Source organism: Paenalcaligenes sp. Me52 (assembly GCF_050487965.1).
Taxonomy (GTDB): Bacteria; Pseudomonadota; Gammaproteobacteria; order Burkholderiales; family Burkholderiaceae_B; genus Paenalcaligenes.
Genome location: NZ_JBKQFO010000001.1, coordinates 129,518 through 148,344, shown reverse-complemented (window position 1 = coordinate 148,344; position 18,827 = coordinate 129,518). Strand labels below are relative to the sequence as shown.

Annotated in this window: 18 protein-coding genes; 8 read left to right on the top strand and 10 right to left on the bottom strand. The window is 51.2% G+C overall.

Annotation, left to right across the window (positions count from 1 at the left end; translation table 11 throughout):
• From rbbA to ACLO87_RS00685, 3 genes are read right to left on the bottom strand one after another with little or no spacing between them, the layout of a single operon-like run.
• Nucleotides 1–2,751, bottom strand: a complete 2,751-nt coding sequence (rbbA, locus tag ACLO87_RS00695; RefSeq protein WP_135863983.1) for a ribosome-associated ATPase/putative transporter RbbA — start codon at nt 2,749–2,751, stop codon at nt 1–3.
• Between the two features lie 3 nt (nt 2,752–2,754).
• Entirely contained in the window at nt 2,755–3,822 is a 1,068-nt protein-coding gene (locus tag ACLO87_RS00690) for an HlyD family secretion protein (protein WP_135863981.1), read from the bottom strand.
• A gap of 6 nt (nt 3,823–3,828) precedes the next feature.
• On the bottom strand, nt 3,829–5,334 hold the full coding sequence (locus ACLO87_RS00685; RefSeq protein WP_135863979.1) for an efflux transporter outer membrane subunit: 1,506 nt from the start codon (nt 5,332–5,334) through the stop codon (nt 3,829–3,831).
• Nucleotides 5,335–5,417: 83 nt separating this feature from the next.
• Here ACLO87_RS00685 and ACLO87_RS00680 point away from each other — a divergent pair, with 83 nt between their 5' ends.
• On the top strand, nt 5,418–6,122 hold the full coding sequence (locus ACLO87_RS00680; protein WP_135863977.1) for a TetR/AcrR family transcriptional regulator: 705 nt from the start codon (nt 5,418–5,420) through the stop codon (nt 6,120–6,122).
• Here the strand turns inward: ACLO87_RS00680 and ACLO87_RS00675 are convergent.
• Both ACLO87_RS00675 and waaC read right to left on the bottom strand, forming a co-directional pair.
• Complete coding sequence (locus tag ACLO87_RS00675) at nt 6,119–7,453, bottom strand: 3-deoxy-D-manno-octulosonic acid transferase (protein ID WP_135863975.1); 1,335 nt, start codon at nt 7,451–7,453, stop codon at nt 6,119–6,121. The genes ACLO87_RS00680 and ACLO87_RS00675 overlap by 4 nt on opposite strands.
• A gap of 14 nt (nt 7,454–7,467) precedes the next feature.
• Nucleotides 7,468–8,472 (bottom strand): lipopolysaccharide heptosyltransferase I, encoded by a 1,005-nt coding sequence (gene waaC / locus ACLO87_RS00670; protein ID WP_135863972.1) that lies wholly within the window; start codon nt 8,470–8,472, stop codon nt 7,468–7,470.
• A gap of 187 nt (nt 8,473–8,659) precedes the next feature.
• On the opposite strand from waaC, the gene ACLO87_RS00665 reads away from it, so the two are divergent.
• A complete protein-coding gene (locus ACLO87_RS00665) occupies nt 8,660–9,550 on the top strand; it encodes a DMT family transporter (RefSeq protein WP_135863971.1) in 891 nt (296 codons plus the stop codon).
• Between the two features lie 16 nt (nt 9,551–9,566).
• Here the strand turns inward: ACLO87_RS00665 and ACLO87_RS00660 are convergent, their stop codons facing one another.
• Nucleotides 9,567–10,193 (bottom strand): DMP19 family protein, encoded by a 627-nt coding sequence (locus tag ACLO87_RS00660; protein WP_135863969.1) that lies wholly within the window; start codon nt 10,191–10,193, stop codon nt 9,567–9,569.
• 116 nt (nt 10,194–10,309) lie between these two features.
• On the opposite strand from ACLO87_RS00660, the gene ACLO87_RS00655 reads away from it, so the two are divergent.
• Nucleotides 10,310–10,462, top strand: coding sequence for a VOC family protein (locus ACLO87_RS00655; RefSeq protein WP_430222496.1), 153 nt, complete (start codon nt 10,310–10,312; stop codon nt 10,460–10,462).
• Between the two features lie 46 nt (nt 10,463–10,508).
• Here ACLO87_RS00655 and fmt read toward each other — a convergent pair whose 3' ends face one another.
• Both fmt and def read right to left on the bottom strand, forming a co-directional pair.
• Entirely contained in the window at nt 10,509–11,456 is a 948-nt protein-coding gene (gene fmt / locus ACLO87_RS00650; protein ID WP_135863967.1) for a methionyl-tRNA formyltransferase, read from the bottom strand.
• 6 nt (nt 11,457–11,462) lie between these two features.
• Complete coding sequence (gene def / locus ACLO87_RS00645) at nt 11,463–11,975, bottom strand: peptide deformylase (RefSeq protein ID WP_135863966.1); 513 nt, start codon at nt 11,973–11,975, stop codon at nt 11,463–11,465.
• A gap of 161 nt (nt 11,976–12,136) precedes the next feature.
• On the opposite strand from def, the gene dprA reads away from it, so the two are divergent.
• A complete protein-coding gene (gene dprA / locus ACLO87_RS00640; protein ID WP_430222495.1) occupies nt 12,137–13,282 on the top strand; it encodes a DNA-processing protein DprA in 1,146 nt (381 codons plus the stop codon).
• A gap of 38 nt (nt 13,283–13,320) precedes the next feature.
• Nucleotides 13,321–13,776, top strand: coding sequence for a hypothetical protein (locus ACLO87_RS00635; RefSeq protein WP_135864747.1), 456 nt, complete (start codon nt 13,321–13,323; stop codon nt 13,774–13,776).
• On the opposite strand, the gene ACLO87_RS00630 is transcribed toward ACLO87_RS00635, so the two are convergent.
• Both ACLO87_RS00630 and ACLO87_RS00625 read right to left on the bottom strand, forming a co-directional pair.
• Complete coding sequence (locus tag ACLO87_RS00630; RefSeq protein ID WP_135864749.1) at nt 13,773–14,789, bottom strand: amino acid ABC transporter substrate-binding protein; 1,017 nt, start codon at nt 14,787–14,789, stop codon at nt 13,773–13,775. The two genes, ACLO87_RS00635 and ACLO87_RS00630, sit on opposite strands and share 4 nt — an antisense overlap.
• 95 nt (nt 14,790–14,884) lie before the next feature.
• On the bottom strand, nt 14,885–15,568 hold the full coding sequence (locus tag ACLO87_RS00625; RefSeq protein ID WP_135864751.1) for a YggS family pyridoxal phosphate-dependent enzyme: 684 nt from the start codon (nt 15,566–15,568) through the stop codon (nt 14,885–14,887).
• Between the two features lie 179 nt (nt 15,569–15,747).
• On the opposite strand from ACLO87_RS00625, the gene ACLO87_RS00620 reads away from it, so the two are divergent.
• The 3 genes from ACLO87_RS00620 (at nt 15,748) to ACLO87_RS00610 (ending at nt 18,819) form a co-directional block, all read left to right on the top strand.
• Nucleotides 15,748–17,022 carry a Glu/Leu/Phe/Val family dehydrogenase gene (locus tag ACLO87_RS00620; protein WP_430222494.1) on the top strand — a complete coding sequence of 425 codons (1,275 nt, stop codon included), beginning with the start codon at nt 15,748–15,750 and terminating at the stop codon, nt 17,020–17,022.
• 124 nt (nt 17,023–17,146) lie between these two features.
• Nucleotides 17,147–17,926 (top strand): ABC transporter ATP-binding protein, encoded by a 780-nt coding sequence (locus ACLO87_RS00615; RefSeq protein ID WP_135864755.1) that lies wholly within the window; start codon nt 17,147–17,149, stop codon nt 17,924–17,926.
• Between the two features lie 83 nt (nt 17,927–18,009).
• Nucleotides 18,010–18,819 carry a transporter substrate-binding domain-containing protein gene (locus tag ACLO87_RS00610; RefSeq protein WP_135864757.1) on the top strand — a complete coding sequence of 270 codons (810 nt, stop codon included), beginning with the start codon at nt 18,010–18,012 and terminating at the stop codon, nt 18,817–18,819.
• The last annotated feature ends 8 nt before the right edge of the window (nt 18,820–18,827 follow it).

Here is an 18,827-nt window from a genome sequence, read left to right as displayed (position 1 = left end):
TCAATGCTCCTGCTTACGTAGTAACAGCACCGACAACCCGATAATCACCGGCACCGAAATCAACAACGGCACAAATGTAGTCGCCAAATCGTGCAGGTTTAGCCCTTTACCAAATACCCCTCGGCTAATGATGAACATATAGGTAGCCGGGTAAATATCCCCCACCAAACGCCCTACCCCTTCTAACGACGACACGGGGTTCAACATACCGGCAAACTGCACAGCAGGAATCAAGGTACCGATCAACGCCAAGAACAAAGCTGCAATCTGACTACGCGTGATAGCGGAGGCTAACAACCCCATCCCTGTGGAAATAATAGTGAACAGCAAGGCCGCTAAGAACAGTGTCACAAAGCTACCTTTCATCGGCACACCGAACACCGTCACAGCCAACAAGCACATGCACAAAAAGTTCATCAACGCCAACAATACGTAAGGAATCTGCTTACCTAGCAAGAACTCCAAGCGTGTCACGGGCGTCACGTACAGGTTAATGATGGCACCTAATTCTTTCTCGCGTACTACCGCTAACGCGGTCAACATTGCCGGGAACATCAACAACAGCAACGGAATCACGACTGGCACCATGGCAGGCAAACTGCGTACATCGGGGTTATAGCGATAGCGCGACTCGATGCCTGCTGGGAGTGTGAAGTTCATCCCTGCCTGCTGAGCCTGATCCAACAACCAGTGCTGATGTATACCTTGCACATAACCTTGAATAGTTTCTGCACGCGTAGGCATAGCACCATCTACCCACACCCCTATTTCTGCATTCTGACCACGTTTAACGCTCTGCCCAAAACCTGGTGGGATTTCAATGGCCAACGACAACTCGCCACTACGCATACGCTGATCTAGCTCGTCGTAATCTTGTATGGGCGGTTGCTCAATAAAATAGCGCGAACCCGCCAAGCTAAGGGTGTAGTTCTGGCTGATAGAGGTTTGATCTCTATCCAACACCGCGTAGCGTAAATCCTCTACGTCTAGGCTAATCCCATAACCCATGATGAACATCATGATGAGCGAACCCGCCAACGCCAAGGTGGCCCGTATTGGGTCTCGCTGCAACTCCAGCGCTTCACGCCATGTGTAGCTCAACAAGCGCTGCAGGCTGAAGCGTTTCTGCTTATGCGGCGTAGCCTCTTCTGGCTCAGCTACTGCTTCGTGCAATGCCTCTGCCTCACTAGGCTTGCTGCCCATGGTTTCACCACTGGCTTCTAGCAAATAGCCAATAAACGCTTCTTCCAATGTCGCTGCACCGCGTTTTTCCACCAGTTTAGCGGGTGCATCACTGTCCAGAACCTTACCTGCGTGCATCATGGACATACGGTCGCAACGTGCCGCTTCGTTCATGAAGTGCGTGGAAATAAAAATCGTGACTTTATCTCTACGCGACAGTTCTACCAACAACCGCCAGAAACCATCCCTTGCTACGGGATCCACACCGGAAGTAGGCTCATCCAGAATCAAGAGCTCTGGCTTATGCACCATTGCAACGGCCAATGAAAGCCGTTGACGTATGCCCAGCGGTAAACTGGACGGCAAGCTATGCCGCACTTGGCTTAAGTCAAAACGCTGCACCATCTCATCAATGCGCTCATCCAGTTCTGCTTCAGGAACGTGGAACAACTGCGCATGCAGCACCAGATTTTGCTCTACTGTTAGCTCGCTATACAGAGAGAACGCTTGGGACATATAGCCCACACGACGACGCGTATCCAAATCATGAGGATCCACCTCGTGACCAAACAACCATGCTTTACCACGTGTTGCCGGCAACAAACCCGTCAACATTTTCATGGTGGTGGACTTTCCGCAGCCGTTAGACCCCAAGAAACCAAAAATCTCGCCTCGGCGTATACGGAAAGACACACTATCTACCGCAACAAAATCACCAAAACACATGGTGAGATCTTCAGCTTCAATAGCGATATCGTCATCATCTACGTCTAACGGTGGAATCACCACCGGAGCATGACCTTGTTTCTTGGACTCTGGCAGCAACTCAATAAAGGCTTCTTCCAGATTATTTCTGCCAGTGCGCTCAAAAAACTCTTCGGGTGTGCCCGTCGCCAGCACCTGGCCATCATCCATCGCGACCAACCAGTCGAAGCGCTGTGCTTCGTCCATGTAGGCAGTCGCCACAATCACACTCATGCTAGGGCGATCTACACGAATACTGTCGATCAGGTCCCAGAACTGCGCACGCGCTAATGGGTCTACACCAGTGGTGGGTTCGTCTAGGATCAGGAAATCAGGGTCGTGAATTAACGCACAACACAGGCCCAGTTTTTGCTTCATCCCGCCTGACAACTTGCCCGCAGGACGTGACAAAAATGGCTGTAAACCCGTGGCTGCTGTCAGTTCATCAATACGACGTCTACGCTCGGCAGCATCATGACCGAATAACCGACCAAAAAACTGCAGGTTTTCTTCTACTGACAGCGTGAAGTACAGGTTCTTACCTAAGCCCTGAGGCATGTAGGCAATATTCGGGCACACGTTATCGCGGTGTTCTTTGCTGGCCATATCACCACCCAGCACATCGATACGCCCTTTTTGGATCGCCCGCGCACCCGCCAACAACGACAGTAAGCTCGACTTACCCACCCCGTCAGGACCCAGCAACCCTACCATGCACCCGGCAGGAATATCCAGATTCAATCCCTGCAGGGCTACCGTTTCACCGTAGTGTTGCCATACATCCCGAACCTGGGCAACCACTGCAGGGCTACCTTGTTCAGCCATGGCTTACTCCGTTACTGAAACGACATTGGATAGTGAAGCAGGCCAAGACGCATCCGCATCCAGCTTGATCCACGCTACACCTGGCAAGCCCACTTTGACTTGCTCCATGTATTTACGCAGCAGCTCTGGAGAGATGTGCGCACGCACGCGGAACATCAATTTCTGACGTTCATTCGCGGTTTCTACTGTTTTAGGCGTGAACTGTGCATTGCTAGCTACAAACGATACTTTGGCAGGAATCACCATATTCGGTGCGGCATCCAACACAATACGTACGTCGGTGCCAATGGCCACACGACCAGCTACCGACTCTGGCAGGAAGAAGGTCATGTACACATCTTCCAAATCCAGCAAGTTCAGCACTTTACCGCCTGCGCCTAGCACTTCACCTGGCTGCGCAATACGGAACTGCACACGACCTGCGCGCGGTGCTTTCAATTCGCTATCGCGTAAATCGGCATCAATACGAGCAATGGTCGCTTCTGCTGCTTTCACTGTAGACTGCGCACCAATCAACTGTGCTTTGGCCGCTTCCACCGCCGCATCTGACGAGGCTGCTTGTGCTTTGGTCGCAGCCAATACAGCTTCTGCGCCACGTACTCGTGCACGGTCATCGTCCAGTTCCTGTACGGAGGCAGCACCTTCTCTGGATAATGTGCGCGAACGTGCCAATCGGCGTTGTGCAGCGTCTAGCTCCGCTTCACGCTGTGCAATCAAAGCTCGAGCAGCCAACACATCGCTTTCACGCAGACGTACTTGCGCTTGTGCAGCAGCAACGCCGTGCTCAGCCTGCTGATAACTGGCTACGGCTTCGTCACGCTGCGCCAATAACACATCCACTTGCATGGATGCCAACGGTTGGTCTTTGGTCACGAAATCACCTTCGCGTACCGCAATGCTTTCAATACGACCGCCCAACTTGGCAGCCACATCGACCTCCGTAGCCTCAATACGCCCGTTTCCCTTTACGAACGCATCACCTAATCCATCATCGTTGTACCATTCCCAGCCCTTCCAGAGCAGGCCCAGGGCAATCAAAACACCGGCTACCACCACAATTTGCTTCTTCATTGTGCATTACTCTCTTTGACTCGCAACATTCTCTGAGGCAGGCACTGCCTTAGCCTCTTCCTTGGACTGCTGTGTGCCACCACCTAAGGCGGCATATAACCCTACCTGACTGGCTAACAGCTCATAACGCACTTGCACCAATTGCTGACCGGCGGCCAACAAATCGCGCTCTGCATCCAGAACCTCTAGGTACGCTGCCGAACCATTGTCGTAACGTAACTGCGCCAATCGTGCTCGCTCTGCTTGAGCTTGTTCGGCTTTGCGCTGAATAATCAGTTGCTCGCTTAGCCAATACTGTGCAGACAACGCATCAGACACTTCTCTAAAGGCGGTCTGAATTGTTTTCTCGTATTCTGCCACTTGCATGGAATGTCGTACCTCGGCTATATCAAGGTTTGCTTGTCTACGCCCGGTATCGAAAATAGGTAATGAAATAACTGGCACAAATGTCCATGCTCTACTACCTGATGAAAACAAATCATCTAACTCTGCACTTGCGGTACCCAAACTGGACGTCAGCGCAATGCGAGGCAAGAAAGCGGCACGTGCGGCACCAATATCAGCATTGGCAGCGCGTAACTGATGTTCTGCCGCCATAACATCAGGACGATTCAGCAATAAATCTGATGGTAGACCAGGCGTCAGAGCCACCATGGCATTTTTCGTGTCTAAAGGTGGCAACGACTCAGGCAAGCTAATATCTGTACCCACCAACTGGTACAGAGCATGCCATTGTGCTGCACGCGCTTGTTGCAAACTCACATGCAAGGCCTGAGCTTGATGCAACAAGGTTTCCACTTGCGTCAGATCTAGCCGTGAGGTTGCGCCCTCTTCATAGCGACGCTTAAAAATTCGATACGATTTTTCGCGGGTTTCTACAGTGCGTTGCGCTAACGCTTCGCGCTCGTCCAACCCTCGCAATTGGAAATAACCATCAGCCACTTGCGAGATTAGCGCCACACGAACGGCTTGTTGCGCGGCTTCTGTAGCTAACCAGCGTTGTAATGCTGCATCTTTTAGGTTGCGTACACGACCCCAAAGATCGATTTCCCAGCTATTAAAACCAACCTCAGCTCGGTACTCGCTACCTACACGTGAGCGCCCTGTTGGTGATAGATCAGCAGGCACTCGCCCACGAGCACCTTGTCCACCGACGTTTACTGTTGGTAATTGGTCTGCACGTTGTATGCGAAAAGCAGCTTGTGCTTCTTCCATACGCAGGATAGCCAAACGTAAATCACGGTTATTTTCTAATGCAACCTGAATGAGCTGTTGCAGTTGAGGGTCCGTAAAGTAGCTTTGCCAAGGTAAACTAGCGGCTACCGAGGCGTTTAGATTCTGATCAGACTTCGTGTCTACAGGCCACTGAGCGGGTATAGGAGACGGTGGGGCTTCATAGTTAGGAGCCAGTGACATGCAACCACTGAGAGCCAAAACTGCCAACAACACTGTTGGTCGTTGCAGCCATTTAGCAGTGCCCGTACTCAACACAGGCTTTATTGTGTAAACCATGCTCTGTTTCACAGTATGAAAAGATTTGATAGAATAAAACGTCCGGTCGGTTGTTTTGTATTATACAGAAGTTCAGCATTATTATGATTACCAGCCACCATCCTTGTACGCCCAACCCTGATTCCTGTGCTACTTCGCCTACAGAAGAGGCTGAAACCACAGAGAAAAAGCCGCGTCGGCGTTATCTACCTGCTGCCAAGCGCAAGCAGGAAATTCTGGATGCTGCCCTCACTGAGTTCGCCAGCAATGGGTACTCTAGTACCACCATGGAAAGCATTGCGGCCACGGCCAAAATATCCAAGGCGGGTATTTACGCCCATTACCGCAGCAAGGAAGAAATCTTCCAAGCGCTGATGATGACGGTGCTTACGCCCGTTAAGCCTGTGGATTCCTCATGGATGCCAGAAACCGAAAATCCATCGGTTGAAGAAATTGTGGATGCTTTTCTGGCACAGCAATACGACAAACTGGAAGACCCAGCCGTACTGACTACCTTTAGATTGCTGATCTCTGAAAGTGTGCGTGTGCCTGAGTTGATTCAACACTGGCATTCTCACGTCATTGATAGACGTGTTCAGCGTGATCAAGAGATTGTGGATGAATGTGTACGTCGTGGCTTGCTACGTAAAAGCCCTATTACCGACAACTTCTTCTTGGCTGCAGCACCGTCCCTACAATGGGTAATTCTGGCTGTGCTGTTTAATGACACAGATACCGACAGACTACATAACCTGCGTCACGCTCACCGTGAACTGCTGTTAGAACTGTTGCGCCCTTTAGCGGTTTAAGGCTGTTGGCGCTGTAGGATCTCGTTAATCCCGCCAATCACACGCTGTACTGATCCCTTATGCTGCTGCACCCAGTGCAGCCCAGCATCGGACATGCTTTCTAGCTTGTGTCGGTCTTCTAGCAGCTCCATTGCCTGTTTGACCGCTGTTGCTGCATTTGCTGCACGCAACGCCGCACCTTCCAAGATGGCATCGGTCACAGCTTGTTCGAAATTTCGCGTATGGGAACCCACAATCACCGGCACACCCAACGCGCATGCTTCAATGAAGTTTTGCCCACCCAAGGGAGCAAAGCTGCCCGCCACAATAGCTACTTGTGCTTGTGCGTAATACCAAGGCATTTCGCCTAGGCTATCACCCAAGACCACATCAGCCTCTTTACACATGGTGATGGCAGAACTGCAACCATCGCCCGCTTTCAGCAAATCAGTACGACGACACACATTCAAGCCTTGTGCAGTCAACAAACCAAAGGCTGACTCAAAACGCTGTGGATGACGGGGAATTAAATAGAACAACGTGCGCTGAGCGGGATCCAAGTCCATCTGCTGCTCTTTGCGTATTTGGCGAGTAAGCTCAGGGATAAACATCTCATCTTCACCCTCACGTGTACTAGCCACCAGCACCACACGTCTACCCACACTGCTCGCAAAGCTGCGACCTCGTTTGACTTGCTCTTCTGACAACTGCACGTCAAATTTGAAGTTGCCTGATACCCGTACCGCATGACCGCCCGCTTGCTCTAAACGCTGGGCATCGTGCAAAGTTTGCGCATAAATCTCGGTAAAACGTGAATACGCAACGCGCATCATGCTGCCTATACGCAGGCTTTGACGCAAAGACTGGTCTGAAAAGCGTGCACTAGCCAGTACCACAGGCAAACGCGCTTTACTCGCGGCATACATCAGGTTCGGCCATACTTCACGCTCAATCATGACAGCAATAGCTGGCTGATAATGACGTATAAACCGCTTGCATGCCCCAGGGAAATCGTAAGGTAGCCACTGTTGGAACAGCCTGCCCTCTTCGATTTCTTGAGCAAACATACGCTCACCTTCGGCCCTACCGGTGTAGGTCAAATGCGTGAGCAAAATAATGTGGCCCTGCTTTAGCAATGCAGCAACCAACGGCTGAGCCGCACGGATCTCTCCTAGGCTAACCGCATGAATCCAAATAGGCTTGGATTGCCAGTTCGGTCCACGGTAATAACCGAAACGTTTGGCACCCAGAATATCCCAACGACCACCTACTCGCCGCGCTCTCAATCCCATCCACGCTAACAACAGTGGAGAAAACAGACGCAGTAGAAGGGTGTAAAAGAAGCGATTCACGTTTAGCCGTCGTCTTAGAGCATGGCTTGCAACAAGCCATCGGCGCCGGTCAGCGAGTCGTGTCTGGGGGAGCTCAATGCTTGATTAATGGCACTTAACACAGTTTCTGCAGAAGGCTCTCTGCCACGTTCGCCCAAACTGGCGGTGTATGCCGCACCTTCTAAAGGTGTACGCACCGGAGTAGAAGCTTTGTAAATACCAATAGTAGGTCTACCTAAGCCAGCCGACAAGTGCGTCAATCCGCTGTCTAAACCTACCATCAGCGTCGCACCGGCCAGTTGATCAGCCACCTCAGACAACGCCATACGCGGCATTACTTGCGCATCAGATCTGCCTTTAATCAGTGCTTCAGCACGTGCCGTTTCCGCTGGGCTACCTGCCAATAAGCGCAACGATAAACCTCGGTTTTGCAGATCATCAAACACACGCAACCAATTAGCGGGAGCCCACAGTTTGTCGTCTCTACTGGCTGACGGCATGATGATAGCGTAGGGTTGTACGGGTACGCGATCACTGATGGCTTGTAAACCAAAATCAGGAGCGCCGTCGTACTGATAACCAAAGGTCGCAGCAGCCAATGTACGCTGACGAATCACCGCTGGCTGCCAGAATTCAACGCGGTGCTTCACGTCGTAAAACAAGGAAGCTAAGGGTTCACGTGCAGATTTCCAATCTAACCCATGGCGTACACCTGTAGTTTGACGCACCAGCCAAATCGATTTCATCAGTGCCTGCATATCCAGCACGATGTCATACTTTTTGCTGGCCAATTGTTGCTTCAACTGCTGACGCTCGGCACGTACTTGAGCTGACCACCACCCTTTACGCCAGCGGCGATGTGCCACTGTAATGACGTTACGCACAGCCGGATGCCAAGCAGGGATTTCGGCAAACGCCTCTTCCGCTACCCAGTCAATACGGGCGTCTGGCACATGCCTTGCTATGTCAGAGATAGCAGGCAGCATATGCACTAAGTCGCCCAGCGAAGAAGTGCGTACGATTAGAATTTCACAGGTCATCTTTGCATTATAGCGTAGGGTAAATGCGGCGATTCAACGTCCATGCATTTCTTTTTCTCAACGTTTTTTCATCTTTTACAACATTCCCCACTCTTTTTGCTAGGACCTCAGACAAGGTGTAGCAAACAAGGGATAATCATTTACATAAATAATAATTTCCACGACGAGACACCGCAGGAATCGCTTCATGGCTGCACCCAATCCCATCTTTGGCATTTTGCTTTTGATTCTTTCCTCTTGGTCGCTTTCTGGCCTTGATGCCAGCGGAAAGTGGATCATGGGGGCCGGCGCCTCGCTAGTCCTGCTGTGCTGGGTACGCTATACCGTGCACTTGGGGTTAATTTTGATGATCACCCTGCCTTCTAAAGGCTTGTCCGTCTTGCGTATACGCTACCCAGGCTTACAGATGCTACGCGGCACAGTAGCGCTGGTGGGTACCTTTACCTTTTTCACTGCCTTACATTACCTTCCCCAAGCGGAGGCCACAGCCATTAACTTTCTGTCGCCATTGCTGATGTTGGCGGTAGCGCCGTGGGTATTAAAAGAGCCCATGCGCATTTCCCGCTGGGTTGCGGCAGCAACGGGTTTTGCTGGTGTGCTGATCATTATCAGACCCAGCTCTGGCTTAGATATGGTGGGTGTGGCGTGGGGCCTAACCACCGCCTGTTTGTTCGCTGTGCAGCATATAGTGACGCGCAAACTCGCCTTGGATGATGCCTTTAGCACCTTAATCTGGGGGGGAATCACCGGCTCTGTACTCAGTGCAGTGTTGGTGCCCTTTCACTGGCAAGAAATCAGCGGCATTTTGGCGGGATTTGACCTCACACAATGGCTGATTTTGCTCTCTACCGGTTTCTGGGGTGGGCTAGGCCACTTGTTGCAAATACAGGCCTATCAGCGCGCACCTGCCTCAATGTTGGCACCGTTCTTATACCTACAGATTGTGAGTGCCGCCACCTTAGGCTGGCTGGTCTGGGGCCACTTCCCTGACGCACTCACCTGGTTGGGTATCGCCATTATTTGTAGCAGTGGTATTGTGATTGGCATTATTGAGTGGCGTCGCCAAGCACAACACTAAGGCACCACGCTCACACTTATAGATAATGCCGCACTACGAGTTCAGGTAATGGCTCTGGGTAATCCCAAAACGCCTGATCTAACTCATACATGCGGTCGTTATCTTCCTCGGTGATCAACACTGGTAAATCACTAAGCGATACATTGGCGTCGGCCTGTCCATATGGCACCACTAGCGCATACATCTGCTGCACGATGTGCAACATATCGCTAGAGCCAATTGCTTCTAACGCACGAATGGCTGTCAGACAGTTTTCTTCGCCCCAATTACAAAAGAACTGCAAAAAACCGCCATTATTCACATCAGCCTCTAAACGCCACAACGCGACCAGTTCCTGATCGCGTGGGGAAAGTCGGCTGATCTCCCATTCGTTATCGGCCATTTTCTTCATGGCCGCATCGTACAGCGGGTCTTGTAATAAATCCCACACCGACACCATACCCGTAGGAAAAGGCTTCCACAGTTGCGGCCAATTCACACCATAACCGTCTTCGGTCAGCTCCCATTCTAGGCGCTCTGCTGGCGATGCTTTCTCTACCCGTATATAACGTTGTATAGGCGTACTGAGCGTACTCCCATTGTGTAGGCTCAACACAATATCGCTATCTGTAATCTGAACCTCTGAAATGCCGTACGCGTCCATACTTAGTCCTATTGCGGTATCCATACGCTGTTGGGTAGTGCCCTGATTATAAAGCGCTGTAATACGGATGCCGATCAAACAGTTTTTCGTAGAATGCACTGCTACGTACTGGTAGCATGGTGCAAGCAAAAATACAGCAAACCATAGAACACGCCCTCTCTGTAGGCAGTACATTGCTGTACCCCATTACGCCTGTAGGTGAGTTTGGCAGCGTCGCGGAAATCACAGACTCTGAAGGTAACTGCATAGGCCTACACGCTGCACCATAAAAAATAGCCCGTTAAACGGGCTATTTTCTTCTGCATGTCTATACGCTTACGCTCTGGACCAGCCTTGTACAAAGCTGCTCACTGGCTGACGCTTGCTACCAGGGCGCTGTAGTTCGGTAATACGCAAAGTCCCTTCTGCGGTGGCTACATCAATGCCATCTGCTGTCACTGCAAGGATTTGACCTGGTTCAGCACCGTTAGTAGCAGCAGGCAATGCTTGAGCACGCCACACTTTCACTAAGCCCTCTATGCCATCCAAGGCCATGGTAGAACCCAACATAGGATCAAAAGCCCGTATACGACGCTCCAATGCCACGGCAGTTTGCGTGAAATCCAAAGGGGCTTCGGTTTTAAGCAGTTTTTCGGCGTAAGTCACACCTGCTTCGGGCTGCTTCACCGCTGTAGGTGCTGTGCCATCAGCCAGTTGCTGCAGTATTTCTACGATGCATTCTGCACCCATATGGGTGAGTTCGTCTTGCAAGCTCGCACCCGAATGATCAGGGCGTATATCCATAGCGCGCACCAGCAACATATCGCCTGTATCTAGCCCGGCATCCATTTGCATGATGGTGATACCCGTTTGCGCATCACCCACTTCAATCGCACGCTGAATAGGTGCAGCACCACGCCACCGGGGCAGCAAGCTAGCATGAATGTTTAAACACCCATACTTAGGTAAATCCAACACCCATTGCGGCAAGATCAGCCCATAGGCAGCCACAACCATGACGTCAGGTTGAACAGCTTGCAACGTACGCAAGGCAGCTTCGGCATCTTCAGGATACTTACCATCCAAACGCAAGCTTTGCGGCTGAGCCACTTCGATGCCATGCGCCAATGCCGCTTCTTTCACAGGGCTTGGGCGCAGTTTCATGCCGCGCCCAGACGGGCGATCGGGCTGCGTCATCACCAGAGGAACCTCGTGGCCTGCAGCCAAAATAGCCTCTAGCGCCTGACGCGCAAACTCGGGGGTGCCCGCAAATACAACGCGCATACTGATTTATACCTTCTCTGCTTCGCGTTTCTGCTTGCGTAGACGGGTACGAATGCGGTCTTGCTTCAGGTTAGACAAATATTCTACGAACACCTTGCCCAGCAAGTGATCCAGTTCGTGCTGCACACACACAGCCAGCAAACCATCGGCCTCGAACTCGTAGCTTTCGCCTTTTTCGTTCAGAGCACGTACACGCACTTGCGCAGCACGCTCTACTTTGTCGTACACACCAGGCACAGACAAGCACCCTTCTTCGTACACACGACCTTCGTCGCTGCTCCAGATAATTTCAGGGTTGATCAGTACGTGTAAGTCATTACCCTCTTCGGATACGTCAATGACTACCACGCGCTCGTGCACGTCTACTTGGGTCGCAGCCAAGCCCACGCCGGGAGCATCGTACATGGTTTCAGCCATGTCCTTCACCAATTGGCGAATGCGATCATCCACTTGCGCAACAGGTTTTGCCACGGTATGCAAACGAGCATCAGGATATTGGAGTATAGGAAGTAAAGCCATTTAGTCGGTACACAAAACGATACTTAAAAAGGTATTTTAAGCCATCATGCGTTATGTAGACAGTCATTGCGTAGGTAACAGGCGCTGCATCCTTACAAATACATGGATAATGGCAACACTTATGGCCGTTTCTGTGCTGATTTCATGGCACACTTCGCTACATGATGTCCACCACCGAACTTTCAAACTCCGAACTGTATTACTGGCTACGGCTCAGTTTTGAGCCATCTATAGGCCCGGCACAAGCACGTGCATTGCTGGCCCATTTTGGACTGCCGCCCGATATCTACAGTCAGCCAGTAGGTATGCTAAGCAAGCTACTGCCCAGCAATCTGGCCGCACAATTGAAAGCATCAGCCAGCGCTGAAATAGAAGATCAAATTCAACACGCCTTGGAATGGTCTACCACCGCGCCTAATCACATCATCACCTTGGCCGACCCAGACTACCCACAAGCGTTGTTGGAAAGTCATGACCCACCGCTATTGATTTACGCCAAGGGCAACAAGCAACTGTTGAACGTGCCTAGCTTGGCCATTGTGGGGGCTCGCAGCGCCACACAAGCAGGTAATGAAAACGCCTATGCCTTTGCTAAACATCTGACTGAACTGGGCTGGAGTATCGTCAGCGGGTTGGCCAGTGGCATTGATGCTGCTGCGCACACTGGTAGCTTGGATGCCGCTAACCCACATGCCTGCACCATCGCTGTATTAGGCACTGGGCTAGATATTATTTACCCAGCACGCAACCGTGATCTGGCGCATCGTATTGCCCAACACGGCGTGCTACTCAGTGAGTTTCCACTAGGTACGCGTGCACTTCCCTACCATTTTCCGCAACGTAATCGCATTGTGGCGGGGCTAGCTGCTGGCGTGTTGGTGGTAGAGGCAGCCTTAAAAAGCGGCTCACTAATCACTGCCAGACAAGCACTAGAACTAGGCCGCGAAGTCTTTGCTATCCCGGGTTCTATACATTCCCCCTTAGCCAGAGGCTGCCACCAGTTGATACGCCAAGGAGCAAAGCTGGTGGAATCTGCCGAACACATACAAGAAGAAATCGCGCATAAGAACCCCAGCCTTTCCCAATACGCTATGCCGGTTAGACCTCGCACGCCAACTCCTGCTCTGCCCTCGGCACAACAGCAAATTTTGGATGTAATGGGCTTTGATCCCATCAGCCCTGAAGCTATCCAACAACGTACCAGTATGGACTTGGCCACGCTCGCCGCCCATTTACTGGAACTAGAGCTGGCAGGTAATATTGCCCTGTCGCAAAGTGGTCATTACCAACGTATCACCGCTGATTAACCACCCACCTCTTTTTAGCTTTTTGCCTGAGCAGCCTCATGACCACTTCTATTCCCGCTACCTTACTCGCTGAACTGGGCCCATTACCCATACAAGGCAGAGCCTGGCCAAAAGCCATCGCTTGGTTGGCGTGTTTAGTTGTTATCGGGATTGGAGTACGGTTGGTGCTGACAGCATCGGGCCCACACGGCCAAGGCGTTAGCCCTATGATCATCGCAGCAATTGTGATGGCATATGTGGGGATTATTGTGATGGCCTGGTACATGTACCATGGTCAGACACGCATCACTGAAGAAGGAATTAGCCAAAGCTGGCTATTCAAACGCCACATTGCATGGCAAGACATTCGACACGCCAAATTCGTGCCTATGTTGTTCTCTAAACGGTTGATCTGCTTTCCTGTACGCGGCAGACCCGTCACATTTCAAGGCAGCGACCAGGACGTGCAAGTTGCTTTTGCTCGCATCGCCCTGGCCTACCGACATAAGGCTTAGCGCACTGGTAAGCCGTACATCAAACCACCGTCCGTCCACAACGCATTCAAACCACGTTTGATCTGCAATGGGCTACCTTCACCTACAGTGCGGTCAAAGCTTTCGCCGTAGTTACCCACCTGTTTGATGATGTTGTATGCCCACGCTTCGTCCAGACCCAAGTTTTTACCCGAACCTGCTGTCACGCCCAACAAACGTTGAATATTTGGGTTTTTACTGTCCAAATGTGCGTCTACGTTAGCGGAAGTTAGGCCCAGCTCTTCAGCATTCAGCATAGCTTGCAGTGACCATTTCACAATGTTCAGCCATGGATCGTCGCCTTGACGCACGAAAGGCCCCAGAGGTTCTTTAGAAATAATTTCTGGCAGTACTACGTACTCTGCTGGGTTAGCTGTGCGTGAAATACGAATAGATGCTAAGCCAGATGCATCAGTTGTGAACACATCACAACGGCCAGAGACGAACGCGTTAACCACTTCATTGAACTGATCGTACACCACCGGGGTGTACTCTACGTTGTGAGCACGTGCCCAGTCAGCCATGGTGTTTTCGTTGGACGTACCAGTTTGCATACATACTGTGGCACCGTTCAAATCTTTGGCGCTCTCTACACCTAAAGACACTGGCACCAAGAAGCCTTGGCCGTCATAGAAGTTGATACCAGCGCTGATCGCACCTACTGACGTATCGCGTTGTTGTGTCACGGTTGTATTACGCGCCAACACATCAATTTCACCAGACTGCAATGCTGTAAAGCGCTGTTGCGCATTCAATGGCACTGCTTTGAATTTTTCCGCATCACCCAAGGTTGCTGCAGCCACTGCACGACATACATCGATGTCTAGACCTTCCCACTCACCCTTGTCGTTAGGAGCAGAAAACCCGGCAAAACCTGTGGTTACACCGCATGCTACATAGCCGCGTGCTTTCACCACATCCAGTGTTCCTGCCTGTGCCGCTGACATCCCCACCACTGCTGTGGCTACTGCTGCCACAATATGTTTTAAACGCATCTCTGATCTCCTTTCTTACCATAATGGTGTGCAAGCAAAATAGTACCGCAGCCTATGCGTCATTGCGGAAGTATTAGTTTATGGCTAACGGGTATTTATGCGTAGTCACGATGCCCGAATAACGCCGATCCAATACGTAGTTCAGTACTGCCTTCCTCTATAGCCAACACGTAATCTTGGCTCATCCCCATAGACAGCCTGTGCACGGCGTACCCTGCATCTAGTGCCTGCTGCTGAGCCAATCTAGCGGCTCTAAAACAACGGCGCACTTCCGCTTCATCATCGGTTTGCGTCGCCATGGTCATCAGACCTTTCACCTGCAAACACGGATAGTCTGTTTTCAGTTTCTGCAAAAAGGCGATCAACTCTGCGGGCTCCAACCCTGTCTTGCTCGCTTCGGCAGCCGTTTTAAGTTGCACCAGCACATCCAAGGTGCGCCCCTCTTGCTCCAAACGCTTATCTAGCGCTTCAGCTAAAGACTCTCTGTCCAACGACTGCAATTCACTGACATAGCGTGCCACATCACGGGCTTTGTTACTTTGCGCGTGCCCAATCATTACCCATTCAAACGGCTGATCGGGCATGTTTTCACAGCGTTGACGTATATCCGGCAAACGATTTTCACCAAAGCGACGCAAGCCCAACGCGGCTGCCTCTAGTACTTTAGTGTCATCAAAGGTTTTGCTGACCGGCAATAGCGTCACTTCAGACGCATCACGACCAACGTTATGACAAGCTTGCTCAATATTGTGCCTAATGGCGGCAAGACGTTGCTGCATAGTGCTTTACCAAGAATATGTGTAATCAAATAACAGGACTGACCATGACTATTGAATCATAGGTCTGGGGTGTACGTATCTTGCACAGGGTTGCGACACACCACAAATGGCGTAAAAATGAAGTACTGCCCAAAGAGGCAGATCACAATCTTTACAACAACACTATTTATAGCACCGTAATGTCGCAACTTCCTTCTTACTTACCGCCAGATAACCCCGGCCCTTGGGCTGTGTATCTGGAACAGGTAGAGCGTGTCACGCCCTACCTAGGCAAACTATCCCGCTGGGTAGACACCCTAAAACACCCTAAACGCATTCTAACGGTAGATATTCCTGTCGAGCTGGACAATGGCACCATTGCCCACTTCGAAGGCTATCGTGTACAGCACAACATGGCACGCGGCCCTGGCAAAGGCGGTATACGCTTTCACCAAGACGTTACCTTGTCTGAAGTGATGGCGCTATCTGCATGGATGTCCGTGAAATGTGCGGCCGTTAACGTGCCGTTTGGTGGCGCTAAAGGTGGGATTCGCATCGACCCACGCAACTACTCCAAACGTGAACTGGAACGTGTCACACGCCGCTACACCAGCGAAATCAGTGACATTCTTGGCCCTAACCAAGACATTCCCGCCCCCGATGTAAACACCAATGCCCAAACCATGGCATGGATTCTGGACACGTACGCCCAAAAAACTGGCCATCTCAGCACTGGCGTCGTAACAGGTAAACCGCTGGCCTTGGGTGGCAGCTTAGGCCGCGTAGATGCAACAGGCCGTGGGGTATTCACCGTGGCTGCCGAAGCCGCACGCGATCTGGGTATCAGTCTAGAAGGCGCACGTATTGCTGTGCAAGGCATGGGTAACGTGGGTGGTACCGCCGCCAAACTGTTCGCCGAAGCCGGTGCTAAAGTGATTGCAGCACAAGATCACACGGGTACTATCTACAACGCTGCTGGCTTGAATGTCACCGCCGTTTTAGAACATGTACGTAGTACGGGTGGTGTGGCCAATGCGCCCGGTAGCGAAGCCTTAGCCAACGACGACTTCTGGACACTAGAAAGCGAAATCTTGATTCCTGCCGCTTTGGAAGGCCAAATCACCGCTAAAAATGCGGCCTCTATTCGCACACGTATTGTCGTGGAAGGCGCTAACGGCCCTACAACGCCTGAAGCTGATGACATACTCACCCAAAATGGTGTGTTTGTAATCCCTGACGTGCTGGCCAATGCGGGGGGCGTCACCGTGAGCTATTTTGAGTGGGTACAGAACTTCTCTAGCTTTTTCTGGGATGAAGAACTGATTAATCGCCGCTTAGAAAGCATGATGCGCAATGCCTACAAAGATATCTCAACTATTGCACGTCAACATGCCATCAATCTGCGTACAGCCTCATTCATTATGGCCTGTTCACGCATCTTGGAAGCCCAAGAATTACGTGGTCTATATCCCTAAATAGCCACTACAAAAGCGGTGCTTTCGCTGCATCTGAGCATGAAAGCACCGTAATTTCGGCAATAATGCCCCAGACTCTTTATAATTATCTGTTTGGCATTTATTTTCCGCCCGAGATTATCACGTGAGTACCCCTTCTAGCCCCTATGCCGTACAGGTTCATGATGTGCATAAAGCCTTTCAAGACAATGAAGTCCTGAAAGGAATTTCGTTTACTGCACAAAAAGGTGAAGTGGTTTCTATCATCGGCGCATCGGGTTCTGGAAAAAGTACGCTGCTACGTTGCATTAACCATTTGGTGGTCCCAGATCAAGGCGACATTCACATTGGGAATGACGTATTGCGCAGCAAACGTTTGCGCAACGGCACCATGGTGAGTGCAGACCCCAAACTGCTGGAGCAAGTACGCCGCCGCTTGGGGATGGTATTCCAAAACTTCAATCTGTGGTCACACCGTACCGTGCTGCAAAACGTGGTAGAAGGCCCCGTGCATGTCAAAAGCATGCCCAAAGCCCAAGCACAACGCTACGCCATGGAGCTGCTAGACAAAGTAGGCCTTGCCGATAAAGCAGCATCCTACCCTGCTCAGTTATCAGGTGGTCAACAGCAACGCGTAGCCATTGCTCGTGCGCTGGCAATGGACCCTGAAGTCATGCTGTTTGATGAACCCACTTCGGCCCTAGACCCAGAAATGGTGGGTGAAGTGCTGCGCGTCATCAACGACTTGGCCCGCGAAGGCCGCACCATGATTCTGGTCACACACGAAATGCAATTTGCGCGCAACGTGTCTGGCCACGTCATCTTTATGCACAACGGTCGTATTGAAGAATACGCGCCGCCAGAGGAACTGTTTGAGAACCCGAAATCCGAGCGTTTACGTCAGTTTCTAACACCATCGCACTAAACAGTGGGTGCGATGGCATTCACCCTTTACAATGCCTTTTCGCCGTGGACGTCCCACTGCGCCTTTCAAGGGAGACTACACTCATGAAAATTCTGAAAAAAGCGGCAGTTTGTGCCAGCTTTGCCCTTTTGGGTCTGGGCAGCGTCAACGCCGCCACCATGAAAATTGGTACAGAAGGTGGTTACCCACCATGGAGCATGGTTGATGCTACCGGTACCGTAACGGGTTTTGATGCAGACGTGGGCGCTGCCCTCTGCGCGCAGTTGGGTAATGACTGCCAATTTGTGGTTCAAGCTTTCGACAGTTTGATTCCATCCCTGAATGCTAACCGTTTTGACTTGATCATCTCGGGCATGTCTTACACCCCTGAGCGTGCAAAACGTGTGAACTTCAGTATCCCTTACGCTGTAGAAGACGCGATTTTCGTTTTGCCAGCTAACAGCGACCTGATCAAAGCCACTGACAGCGAAAGCATTTTCAAAGGCTTGGACGGTAAAACTATTGGCGTACAAGGCGGCACAACACACGGTGCATACCTGAACAAAGTGGCTCCTAACACCACTGTGCGCAACTACGAAACACTGGACCAGATGCAAATCGATTTGGACGCTGGCCGTCTGGATGGCACATTTGCTGACCTGACATCGCAATCTCGTTTCCTGCACAAAATGGAAAACAACGAGTACGCGCTGACTGAATACGTGATCAAAGGCTCTTCCGACCCTGAAACACTGGGCTACGGTATTGCAGTGGGTATTCACCCTGACAATGCAGAGCTGAAAGCTAAAGTCGACACCGCATTGTGCGAACTGATCAATAACGGCACCATGAAGACCGCAAGCGAAAAATGGTTCGATATTGATATCGCTAACTACGACGTCTGCAAAAAGTAGGTCTGAAT